Annotated in this window: 9 protein-coding genes; 4 read left to right on the plus strand and 5 right to left on the minus strand. The window is 59.9% G+C overall.

Annotation, left to right across the window (positions count from 1 at the left end; genetic code table 11):
• The first annotated feature begins 104 nt into the window (after positions 1–104).
• A complete protein-coding gene (locus ACZ89R_RS27890; protein WP_007907774.1) occupies positions 105–338 on the plus strand; it encodes a hypothetical protein in 234 nt (77 codons plus the stop codon).
• Between the two features lie 93 nt (positions 339–431).
• On the opposite strand, the gene sulA is transcribed toward ACZ89R_RS27890, so the two are convergent.
• Positions 432–905: an SOS-induced cell division inhibitor SulA gene (gene sulA, locus ACZ89R_RS27895; RefSeq protein ID WP_123496491.1), complete on the minus strand. Its 474-nt coding sequence runs from the start codon at positions 903–905 to the stop codon at positions 432–434.
• A gap of 10 nt (positions 906–915) precedes the next feature.
• Positions 916–1,524: a transcriptional repressor LexA gene (gene lexA, locus ACZ89R_RS27900; protein WP_007907770.1), complete on the minus strand. Its 609-nt coding sequence runs from the start codon at positions 1,522–1,524 to the stop codon at positions 916–918.
• A gap of 229 nt (positions 1,525–1,753) precedes the next feature.
• Between lexA and ACZ89R_RS27905 the strand changes: the two genes are divergently transcribed.
• The 3 genes from ACZ89R_RS27905 (at position 1,754) to ACZ89R_RS27915 (ending at position 4,380) form a co-directional block, all read left to right on the plus strand.
• Positions 1,754–2,461 (plus strand): TetR/AcrR family transcriptional regulator, encoded by a 708-nt coding sequence (locus ACZ89R_RS27905; protein ID WP_007907768.1) that lies wholly within the window; start codon positions 1,754–1,756, stop codon positions 2,459–2,461.
• 158 nt (positions 2,462–2,619) lie between these two features.
• Entirely contained in the window at positions 2,620–3,630 is a 1,011-nt protein-coding gene (gene nagZ, locus ACZ89R_RS27910; RefSeq protein WP_429547469.1) for a beta-N-acetylhexosaminidase, read from the plus strand.
• Positions 3,631–3,642: 12 nt separating this feature from the next.
• Positions 3,643–4,380 carry an S-methyl-5'-thioinosine phosphorylase gene (locus ACZ89R_RS27915; RefSeq protein WP_429547468.1) on the plus strand — a complete coding sequence of 246 codons (738 nt, stop codon included), beginning with the start codon at positions 3,643–3,645 and terminating at the stop codon, positions 4,378–4,380.
• A gap of 137 nt (positions 4,381–4,517) precedes the next feature.
• On the opposite strand, the gene ACZ89R_RS27920 is transcribed toward ACZ89R_RS27915, so the two are convergent.
• From ACZ89R_RS27920 to mfd, 3 genes are read right to left on the minus strand one after another with little or no spacing between them, the layout of a single operon-like run.
• Entirely contained in the window at positions 4,518–7,208 is a 2,691-nt protein-coding gene (locus ACZ89R_RS27920) for an SNF2-related protein (RefSeq protein WP_429547467.1), read from the minus strand.
• Position 7,209: 1 nt separating this feature from the next.
• Complete coding sequence (locus tag ACZ89R_RS27925; RefSeq protein ID WP_429547466.1) at positions 7,210–7,785, minus strand: CsiV family protein; 576 nt, start codon at positions 7,783–7,785, stop codon at positions 7,210–7,212.
• A gap of 10 nt (positions 7,786–7,795) precedes the next feature.
• Positions 7,796–11,245: a transcription-repair coupling factor gene (gene mfd / locus ACZ89R_RS27930; RefSeq protein ID WP_427625569.1), complete on the minus strand. Its 3,450-nt coding sequence runs from the start codon at positions 11,243–11,245 to the stop codon at positions 7,796–7,798.
• Positions 11,246–11,333: the final 88 nt, after the last annotated feature.

An 11,333-nucleotide genomic window follows, 5' to 3' on the forward strand; every position in this document is an offset into this window, starting at 1 on the left:
AGTGATGTCAGAAATTTCTCTTCGTGATGGCATTTGGTCAAGATCCCGAGCGAAGCTTGGCTGATGCCTATATAATCCCCGCCTTTCGTGGAGAACAGACCTTTATGCCAACGTCCTTTCTAGAAATTGTCGAGTTACCAGACGGCCGAATCGAGCTGCGCAGGGCCGAGGACGAGGGTTCTCTGGTTACTTTGGATTTCTCCGAGGATGCCAAGGTTTTCCTGCAAGGCCAGCATGTGGAAGTCGCCAAGGCGATGTTGAGCGTCGGTGTTCAGATGGCAGGACGCCTGGTTGAAGGCGAATTTGATAAGGAAGAGGGGCCACGGGTTCTTCATTGATCCCGCCCGTCGGATTCTTCGAATACTTCTACAGATTGGCTTCTCTATCCCTGGAGAAGCCCCGCGCCGTTCAGCGCGCACCGTGTTTGTCAGTTAACCCAGTCGAATATTCAGACTTTGCGCATCCCCGATACGGGCAGCGCTGATCAACTGTTGCCGCGACGTTGTGCTCAGCGGGTTAAGCCAGCTGACGACTGTATGGCTGCGGCCAAGTCGCAAGGCTTCGCAGGTCAACTGCTGGGCGCTCTGCGTGCCGCGCGGTTGCAGGAGCAAAATGCGCTCACGGTTCAGGCCGGCGTCCCGTAACCAGGCTTGTGTCAGGCTGGCAGGCGGGGCGATGAGTGTCAGCCAGCGTGCATCCTGATCCTGGCTCAGTTCCCGGAGAATCGGTGCCAGAAGGTTCAGGCAGTTCCCGGCCGCGCCGCGCAGTGACAGCTCGCTGAAGACTTCGGGTTCGGCGCTCCAGGGCGATTCGACTACGTCCTTCAGGATCGGCGCCAATGGCTGCGCCATGAACGCCTCAAACAACGGCAGTTGGGCTTGCTGTGGAGTATGTGGGAACTGCATAAAGTCTCCTTTAGCGGCGAATCACGCCGACACTCAAGCCTTCGATGACCAGCTCCTGATCTTTCAGGTTGACTTCGATAGGGGCGAATTCAGGGTTTTCGGCAATCAACCAGACCTTGCTGCCATCGCGCTTGAAGCGCTTGACGGTCACTTCGTCACCGATTCGCGCCACCACGATCTGGCCATTGCGGGCTTCGCGGGTGGTATGAACGGCCAGCAGGTCGCCGTCGAAAATGCCGACATCTTTCATGCTCATGCCATGGACCCGCAGCAGATAGTCAGCGCGAGGATGGAAGAATGAAGGATTGATGTTGCAGGATTCTTCGATGTGCTGCTGGGCGAGGATCGGCGCACCGGCAGCCACCCGGCCAATGATCGGCAAGCTGGACTCGTCGGCCTTGGCTTCGAAGCCGGGGATGCGGATGCCGCGGGAGGCGCCCGGTGTCATCTCGATCGCCCCCTTGCGGGCCAGCGCCTTGAGGTGTTCTTCCGCCGCATTGGGCGACTTGAAACCCAGTTCCTGAGCGATTTCCGCGCGGGTCGGCGGGTAGCCGTTGTCTTCAAGGCAACGTTTGATGAAGGCCAGAATCTCTGCTTGGCGTGGCGTCAGCTTTAGCATATTGATCGCTCTGTCTTTTTATACAGTGACTGGGATTATATACAGTGAACCGGTCTTGGCAATGCCCCTTTTTTCGCCGGGCGCTGGACGGTCATTTCGCTCGCTGATTGATGCGCTGCTGTTGTATGGTTAAATACCTGACCGACCATTCCCAAAACGAACCGCCAGACTTGACAAGGCCAGGGCTGAAACGTATGTTTCAAACAAGTGTTTGTCAGGCGGAGTAGCCATGGCCCAGTCGGAAACCGTTGAACGCATTCTCGATGCTGCCGAGCAGTTGTTCGCGGAAAAAGGTTTTGCTGAAACCTCGTTGCGTCTGATCACCAGCAAGGCCGGTGTCAATCTGGCGGCGGTGAATTATCACTTCGGCTCGAAGAAGGCGCTGATCCAGGCGGTCTTCTCGCGTTTTCTCGGGCCATTCTGCCTCAGTCTCGATAAAGAGCTGGAGCGCCGTCAGGCCAAACCCGAGAACAAGCCGACCCTTGAAGAGTTGCTGGAGATTCTGGTCGAGCAAGCTCTGGTGGTGCAGCCGCGCAGCGGCAACGACCTGTCCATCTTCATGCGTTTGCTGGGGCTGGCGTTCAGTCAGAGCCAAGGGCACTTGCGTCGTTATCTGGAAGATATGTACGGCAAGGTGTTCCGCCGCTACATGATGCTGGTCAACGAGGCCGCGCCGCGCATTCCCCCGATCGAACTGTTCTGGCGTGTGCACTTCATGCTGGGTGCCGCGGCATTCAGTATGTCGGGGATCAAGGCCTTGCGTGCGATTGCCGAGACCGACTTCGGCGTCAACACTTCCATCGAACAGGTGATGCGTCTGATGGTGCCGTTCCTGGCCGCTGGCATGCGGGCAGAAACCGGCGTCACTGACACTGCCATGGCCACCGCGCAGTTGCGTCCGCGCAGCAAATCGGCCCCGGTCGCCGCCAAGGTTTAACCGCACACGGGTGGGCGCGGCAGCTGACATCCGCTAAGCTAGCCGCCCATGCCGACTCTCGTTCTGAACCCGCTCCTCATTGAAATCGCCGACCCGCCGGGCACAGCCCATGGCGGCGAATTCGTGCGAGCCGGGTTTATCGTAATCAAGGAATCTCTATGACTGCTGGCCTGCAAGGCTCGTTGATGGTGGACGTCGCCGGTACCTGGCTGACGGCTGAAGATCGCCAATTGTTGCGCCAGCCCGAAGTGGGCGGCCTGATCATTTTTGCCCGCAACATCGAGCATCCTCGCCAAGTGCGCGAATTGAGCGCTTCGATTCGCGCCATTCGTCCCGATCTGCTGCTGGCGGTGGATCAAGAGGGCGGTCGGGTTCAACGGCTTCGTCAGGGCTTCGTGCGGTTGCCAGCCATGCGCGCCATCGCCGATAATCCGAATGCCGAGGACCTGGCCGAGCTGTGTGGCTGGATCATGGCGACCGAAGTGCTCGCAGTCGGTCTCGACCTGAGCTTCGCCCCCGTGCTGGACCTGGATTACCAGCGCAGTGCAGTGGTTGGCACTCGTTCGTTCGAAGGTGATCCCGAGCGTGCAGCCTTGCTCGCCGGTGCATTCATCCGTGGCATGAACAGCGCCGGAATGGCCGCCACTGGCAAGCATTTCCCCGGGCATGGCTGGGCCGAAGCCGATTCCCACGTCGCGATTCCCAACGACGAGCGCAGCCTCGACGAAATCCGCGCCAACGATCTTGTACCGTTTGCGCGATTGAGCAAGCAACTGGCCGCCGTCATGCCAGCCCACGTGATTTATCCACAAGTCGATTCCCAGCCTGCGGGTTTCTCCCGTCGCTGGTTGCAGGACATCCTGCGTGGGGAGCTGCAGTTCGATGGCGTGATCTTCAGTGATGACCTGTCGATGGCCGGTGCCCATGTGGTCGGCGATGCCGCCAGTCGCATCGAAGCGGCATTGACCGCCGGTTGCGACATGGGCCTGGTGTGCAACGATCGCGCAGCTGCCGAGCTGGCCTTGAGCGCCGCCCAGCGTTTGAAGGTCAAACCTTCGGCACGTATTGCGCGAATGCGCGGGCAGGCGTACGCCAGCACCGAATATCGTCAAGACCCACGCTGGCTGGCAGCCATCGGCGCGCTCAAAGAAGCTCAATTGATTGATTAAGGACTTCTCGTCATGACGGTTTACGCGATTATCGGTGGCACCGGCCTGACTCAACTCGAAGGCTTGAGCATTCGTCAGTCATTGGCGGTGGACACGCCTTACGGCACGCCTTCGGCCGAAGTGCAGATCGGTGAGTATGCCGGCAAGGAAGTGCTGTTTCTCGCGCGTCATGGGCACCCACACCGTTTCCCGCCGCATCAGGTGAACTACCGCGCCAACCTGTGGGCCTTGAAGCAGGCTGGTGCCGAAGCGATTCTCGCGGTCAACGCCGTGGGCGGGATTCACACTGCGATGGGCGTCGGACATTTCTGCGTGCCACATCAATTGATCGACTACACCAGCGGCCGCGAACACACCTATTTCGCCGATGACCTGGAGCAGGTTACACACATCGATTTCAGCTATCCCTACAGCGAGCCCCTGCGTCAGCAATTGATCGCGGCGTTGGCGGCTGAAGGCGTTGGCTACAGCAGCCAAGGCGTGTACGCCTGCACTCAGGGCCCGCGTCTGGAAACAGTGGCTGAAGTTGCGAGGCTGGAACGTGACGGTTGCGACATTGTCGGCATGACCGGGATGCCTGAAGCGGCGTTGGCCCGCGAGTTGGAACTGGATTACGCCTGTCTGGCGCTGGTGGTGAACCCGGCGGCAGGAAAGTCGACAGCGGTGATCACCATGGCCGAGATCGAGCAGGCATTGCGTGACGGGATGGGTAAGGTGAAGTCGACGTTGGCGCGGGTACTTAAGGGTTAATCAGTCGTTACATCGAGTCGACCCCATCGCGAGCAGGCTCGCTCCCACATTGGATCTGTGTTTGCCCACCATAATGGAGACAATACAAAATTAATGTGGGAGCGAGCCTGCTCGCGATGGCAATTCAATAATCGCCGCTACTTATCAATTTTTTCCGGCAACGGCGCAAACAGCGCCTCGATATCATCGCTCTGCAACTTCCAGTCTCCGGTTTTGCGCCCATCCAGCACGCCTGCGGCAAGATCGGATTTTTCCTTCTGCAGATGCTGAATTTTCTCTTCCACCGTGCCCCTGGCAATCATCTTGTAGACGAATACCGGCTTCTCCTGACCAATGCGATAGGCACGATCCGTCGCCTGATTTTCCGTCGCCGGGTTCCACCATGGATCGTAGTGAATCACCGTGTCGGCTTCGGTCAGGTTCAGCCCCACACCGCCGGCCTTCAAGCTGATCAGAAAGATCTGACGCTTGCCGCTCTGGAATTCCTTCACCGGCGTGCGTCGGTCGCGGGTTTGTCCGGTCAGGATCGCATACGCCACGCCGCGTTTTTTCAGCTCGTCCTCGATCAACGACAGCATTGAGGTGAACTGCGAAAACAGCAGAATCCGCCGACCTTCCTCGAACAACTCTTCAAGCATTTCCATCAGGCTATCAAGCTTGCCGGAGGTGCTACCGCGCGCGGGTAGGGCAGCATCGTTGACCAGGCGTAAATCACAGCACACCTGGCGCAGCTTCAGCAGGGCTTCAAGAATGATGATCTGGCTGCGCGCCACGCCTTTGCGAGTGATCTCGTCGCGGACTTTCTTGTCCATGGCCAGGCGCATGGTTTCGTACACGTCGCGCTGCGCTTCGTTGAGCTCGACCCAATGGACGATCTCGGTTTTCGGCGGCAGTTCGGTGGCCACCTGTTCCTTGGTTCTGCGCAGCAGGAACGGTTTTATCCGACCGTTGAGGTGCTGAAGTCTTACGTCGCTGGCACGCTTTTCTATCGGTACGCGGTAATCGCGGTTGAAGCTTTTCACGTCACCGAGCCAGCCGGGCAGCAGGAAGTGGAACAGCGACCACAGCTCACCGAGGTGATTTTCCAATGGCGTGCCACTCAGGCACAGGCGCTGGCGAGCATTCAGCTCGCGGGCGGCGTGGGCGGCCTTGCTGTTGGGATTCTTGATGTACTGCGCTTCATCCAGCACCAATACGTGCAATGGCTGCGCGGTGAGGCGTTCGACGTCCTTGGGCAGCAGCGCATAAGTGGTCAGAATCAGGTCGTAGTCGGCCAGATCGCCGAAGTGCTTCTTGCGACTGGCGCCGTACAGCGCCAGCACTTTGAGCTGAGGCGTGAAATGCGCGGCTTCGTCGAGCCAGTTGGGGATCAGGCTGGTGGGCATGACCACCATGCACGGCCGATCGAGACGCCCGGCATTCTTCTCGCTGAGAATGTGCGCCAGGGTCTGTAGGGTTTTGCCCAGGCCCATGTCGTCCGCGAGAATCCCGCCGACTTCCAGTTGCCGTAACGACTGCATCCAGCTCAGGCCTTCCAGCTGATACGGGCGCAAGGTGGCATTCAAGCCTTCGGGTGCCATTGCGGTGTGGTCTTTGATGTCACGCAGGCGCTGGGCAAAGGTGCGGATCTGCTCGCCACCTTCCCAGAGCAGCGGCAGGCCTTCCAGCGGATTCAGTCGCGTGGCGTCGGCCTTGCTCAGGCGCAGCGTGGTTTCACCGGGCTCTTGCAGGTAAAACTCGCCGAGAGTGGCCAGCACCGGTTTCAAGCGGCCGAAGGGCAGAGCGACCTGCAGCGGGCCTTGGTCGGTGCTGCGGCGCTGCGGGATGTTCACCAGAATCAATTCGTCGTCGCGGCGTCGGGCGAGGCGTTCCGGGTTGAGAAGCTCGGTATGGGAGCGCATCAGGTTTAACAGGATCGGCAACAGGCTCAGCCGTTCGCCGTTGACGATGATCCCCAATTCCAGGTCGAACCAGTCGCGCTCCGGTGCCTGCTCGACGGTGGCGTACCAGTCTTCAACTGCGGTCAGGTCGAAGCCGAAGTCCTCGTCGATCTGCAACTCCCACCCTTGGGTGCGCAGCTTCGGCAGCTCGTTGAGGGTGAAAGTCAGCCAGGCGCTGTCGTTGACCATCTCGTAGAGTTCGCCGGCACTTTCGGGCAAGGCCTTGCTTTGTCGGGTGGCGATCTTGAAACCGAGGATTCGCAGCTGTTCCCTGTAGGCCTGTTCGACTTCCGGGTGACGTTTTATCCGCAGCGTCTGTGTCTCCTGACGAATCAGGATGTCAGTGTTTTTCTGTCCACTGACGTATTCGTCCAGATAGCTGAAGGACAGCGCCGCGCGATGCTGGATGTAGCGCTGCATCTTGCCATTGCGTGGTTCAAAGGCACTGAATTCGATACTTGCCAGCCACAGGCGCGGCACCGGTTGCACGTTGTCCACCAGCACTTGCGGCGGCGCTTTCGGGCTACGGTTTTCCAGTACGGCCTGAAGTTTTTCCAGCAGTTCGGCGTCTTTCGCCGCCGCCGGGTAGGCGAGGGTTTCCTGCACTTGCAGCAACACCGCCGCGCAATGTTTGCAATTGCTATGAACCGGGCAGGTGCACGTGGCGTCGATCATCAGCAACGTGCCTTTGGCCGACTCGCGCAGGCGAATGGTCTGACGGTAAACGTTGCCGCCAGAGCCTTCGCAACTGGCGGTGATGGTGGCGTCGCCGACTTCGACGATCCTGACGCGGTTTTCCAGCGCGTAGCGGCGGCCACGCTCCAGGCTCTGTTCCTTGAATCGGCTGACCCAGGATGTTGCCAGGGGTTTGCTCAGGGTCGGGGGCATATCAGTCCGGAATTACATCGGGGACTGGCCGAGGTGCAGGGGCGGTCAGCGAGGTGATCTTGATCAGCAGGCCCAGGTGACCGTTGTCGAGGAAGTTCAGTTGACCGTTCTTGGTGTGGCTTTCCTGCTTCAGGCGTTCGCTGGCGGTGACCAGGCCGTTGGCATCAATCTTATTGACCCAGAAGTCTGCATCGACGTCGGTGAAGCGCCCCAGTTTCAGGCTCAGCGTGCCTTCGATCGGGAACTGGCCGAACTGCTCGGTGCCTTCGCTGATCGCGACTTTGCTGGCTTCTTCACCCAGGTTCTGTTGCCAGGCCTTGTGCAACAGCACTGTGTACTCATTGCTGGCGGTGAGCTTTTCCACTTCGGGATTAAGGCTCGGCGTGCGAAAACTGTCGGGGCTGATGCGTTGGGCGCCGGCAGCCCAATCTTCCGGCGCGGCGTGGCTGACGATGGCGGGCACGGCGTTTTGCCGCACCAGAATCATTTCAACCTGATACAGATCATCGGCAAACGCCGTCGAGGCGAACGGCGAAAACAACGACATCAACAAGGTCAGTGAGCGAAACAGGCGCATGCGGCGTCCTTCAAGCAGTGGTCGGAATGAGGCGCTCGAATAGCGCCTCTACAGTATTAAAACGTTCTTCCGGGCGCTCCATGGGGACCTGGAATTTGAACATCGTGGCGCCTTCGAATTTGTAGCGTTTGGGTTGGCTCTGAATCAGTTTGATCAGTGTCAGCGGGTCGACCGGGGTCTGTGCTGCGAACTCGATACGACCGCCTTGCGGACCACCGTCGACTTTCTTGATGCCCAGCTGTTCGGCCTGCAATTTCAGCGCCGTTATCCGCACCAGGTTCTTGGTCGGCTCCGGCAGCAGGCCGAAACGGTCGATCATCTCCACTTGCAGATCCTTGAGGCCTTCCTCATCGGTGGCCGAGGCAATGCGCTTGTAGAGAATCAGTCGCGCGTGAACATCCGGCAGATAGTCCTCGGGGATCAGCGCCGGTACACGCAGATTGACTTCGGGGCCACCGCCCAGCGGTTGGTCGAGGTTCGGCTGTTCGCCCTTGCGGATCGACTTCACCGCGCGCTCGAGCATTTCCATGTACAGCGTGAAACCGACGGCCTGGATCTGCCCGCTCTGACCGTCGCCCAGCAGTTCGCCGGCACCGCGGATTTCCAGGTCGTTGGTCGCGAGCACGAAGCCCGCGCCGAGGTCTTGGGTGTTGGCAATCGCTTCGAGGCGCTTTTCTGCGTCGGGAGTGATCTGCTGGCGCGGCGGTGTCAGCAGGTAAGCATACGCCTGGTGGTGGCTGCGACCGACGCGGCCACGCAATTGATGCAACTGCGCCAGGCCGAACTTGTCGGCACGCTCAATGATGATGGTGTTGGCGCTCGGCACGTCAATGCCGGTCTCGATGATGGTCGAGGCGATCAGCACGTTGAAGCGCTTGTGGTAGAAGTCGCTCATCACCTGTTCGAGATCGCGTTCACGCATCTGCCCGTGGCCGATGCCGATCCGTGCTTCCGGCACCAGTTCGGCGAGGTCGGCGGCGCATTTCTCGATGGTCTTCACGTCGTTGTGCAGGTAGTAGACCTGGCCGCCACGCAGCAACTCGCGGAGCAGGGCTTCTTTTACCGTGCTCTTGTTCTGCTCCATGACGAACGTGCGCACCGACAGGCGGCGGGCCGGCGGCGTGGCGATGATCGACAGGTCGCGCATGCCCGATACCGCCATGTTCAACGTGCGCGGAATTGGCGTGGCGGTCAGCGTCAGGATGTCGACTTCACTGCGCAGCGCCTTGAGCTGTTCTTTCTGACGGACACCGAAACGGTGCTCTTCGTCGATGATCACCAGCCCGAGGTTTTTGATTTTGACGTCGTCTTGCAGCAGCTTGTGTGTGCCGATGACGATGTCGATCTTGCCTTCGGCCAGGTCCGCGACCGCGGCGTTGACTTCCTTGGTCGACTTGAAGCGGCTCATCACTTCCACGCTCACCGGCCAGTCGGCGAAGCGGTCGCGGAAGCTGTTGTAATGTTGCTGGGCGAGCAGGGTGGTCGGCACCAGAATCGCCACCTGACGACCGCCATGCACCGCGATGAACGCTGCGCGCATCGCCACTTCAGTCTTGCCGAAACCGACGTCGCCGCAGACCAGGCGATCCATCGGTTTCGGCGCGAGCATGTCGGCGCGCACCGCTTCGATGGTGGTTTGCTGGTCCGGGGTTTCTTCGAACGGGAAACCGGCGCTGAAGGTCGCGTAATCGGCTTTGGGGTCAGCGAAGGCATAACCCTCGCGAGCGGCGCGACGGGCATAGATGTCGAGCAACTCGGCGGCCACATCGCGCACCTGTTCGGCGGCTTTGCGTTTGGCTTTCTGCCAGGTTTCGGAGCCGAGGCGGTGCAGCGGCGCCAAGGCATCGTCGCTGCCGGTGTAGCGGGCGATCAAGTGCAGGTTGGCTACCGGGACGTACAGCTTGGCGTTCTCGGCATATTCAAGGGTCAGGAATTCGGCGGCTTGATTATCGATTTCCAGGATCGTCAGTCCCAGATAGCGGCCGACACCATGATCGATGTGCACCACCGGCGCGCCTTCGCGCAGTTCGGTGAGGTTTTTGATCACTGCATCGTTGTTGGCGTCAGCGCGTTTCTCGCGACGGCGACGCTGCATCACGCGCTGACCGAATAACGGGCTTTCAGCGACCAGGGCCAGGGCTGGATCGTCCAGCAACAGACCTTCGTCGAGCGGTGCGATGGTGATCGCCAAGCGCTCCTTGCTCGCAACAAAGTCTGGCCAGCTGTCGACGGTTTTCGGTCGCAGTTTCAGGCGCTCCAGCAATTCCAGCAGCACTTCACGACGGCCCGCGGACTCGGCGGTAAACAGTACGCGGCCAGGAAACTCGTCGAGGAAACCGGCCAGCGCCGCCAACGGCTGAGTGGCCTTGGCTTCGATGGCCAGGTTCGGCAGTGGCTGAGCCGGGAAGCGTTCGCGACCGACACCGGTTTCCACGTCCTGTTGACTGGCAACCACACGAGGCCAGCTCTTCAGGCGAGCAAAACAATCTTCCACGGGCAAGAACAGCTCGGCCGGTGGCAATAAAGGACGGGATGGGTCGACGCGGCGCTCTTCGTAACGATTGCGCACGTCGTTCCAGAAATTCTCCGCCGCCTGTTCGATGCCAGGCAAAGAGAACACTTGTGTGTCCTGAGGCAGGTAATCGAACAGGGTGGAGGTTTCGTCGAAGAACAACGGCAAGTAGTACTCGATACCCGCCGGTGTAATCCCGCTGCTCAAATCCTGAAAGATCGGGCAGCGACGGAAGTCGACATCGAAGCGCTCGCGAAAGCGCGCCTTGAAACGGGTGACTGCGTCCTTTTGCAGCGGGAACTCCCGCGCCGGCAGCAGGCGAACAGTGTCCACCTTGTCGATTGAGCGCTGGTTTTCCGGATCGAAGGTACGCAGGGTTTCGATTTCGTCGTCGAACAGATCGATGCGGAAGGGCAGTTTGCTGCCCATCGGGAACAGATCGATCAGCGAGCCGCGCACGGTGAATTCGCCGTGCTCATAAACTGTATCGACGTAACGATAGCCGCTGGCCTCAAGCCGGCTGCGCATTTGCTCGACATCGAGCTTCTGGCCGACATCCAGCACCAGACTGCTGCCGAGCAGGAATCTGGTCGGCGCCAGGCGGTGCAGGGCCGTGGTGATCGGCACGACCAGCACGCCATGCTCCAGCTCCGGCAACCGATAAAGGCTGGAGATGCGCTGAGAGATGATGTCCTGATGTGGCGAGAACAGATCGTAGGGCAGGGTTTCCCAGTCGGGGAAATGCAGAACAGGCAAATCCGGGGCGAAGAAACTCAGCTCCTGTTCCAGCCGTTCGGCACTCTGGCTGTCGGCGGTCAGTAGCAGGGTAAAGCGCTTGGCAGCGCTGGCGGCCTCGGCGATGGCCAGGCTCAGGGCGGCACCGGGCAGGTTGCCCCAGTGCTGTTTACCTGCCGCGGCAGGGAGAAGCGGTAGACGCAGAACGGGCACGGAAGGTTGAGCTCCAAGCGTTGCGACAAAGTCGACAATTGTAACGGCCTCAGGTGCCGGCTGTCAGTTGCAGACTGTGTCTATATGC

The sequence above is a fragment of the Pseudomonas sp. TE3728 genome, from assembly GCF_056279145.1.

Coding starts and splice junctions, on each gene's coding strand:
- ACZ89R_RS27925 (WP_429547466.1), bottom strand. CDS start 7,785: ATGCGCCTGTTTCGCTCACTGACCTTGTTGATGTCGTTGTTTTCGCCG.
- nagZ (WP_429547469.1), top strand. CDS start 2,620: ATGACTGCTGGCCTGCAAGGCTCGTTGATGGTGGACGTCGCCGGTACC.
- sulA (WP_123496491.1), bottom strand. CDS start 905: ATGCAGTTCCCACATACTCCACAGCAAGCCCAACTGCCGTTGTTTGAG.
- ACZ89R_RS27905 (WP_007907768.1), top strand. CDS start 1,754: ATGGCCCAGTCGGAAACCGTTGAACGCATTCTCGATGCTGCCGAGCAG.
- ACZ89R_RS27915 (WP_429547468.1), top strand. CDS start 3,643: ATGACGGTTTACGCGATTATCGGTGGCACCGGCCTGACTCAACTCGAA.
- ACZ89R_RS27890 (WP_007907774.1), top strand. CDS start 105: ATGCCAACGTCCTTTCTAGAAATTGTCGAGTTACCAGACGGCCGAATC.
- lexA (WP_007907770.1), bottom strand. CDS start 1,524: ATGCTAAAGCTGACGCCACGCCAAGCAGAGATTCTGGCCTTCATCAAA.
- ACZ89R_RS27920 (WP_429547467.1), bottom strand. CDS start 7,208: ATGCCCCCGACCCTGAGCAAACCCCTGGCAACATCCTGGGTCAGCCGA.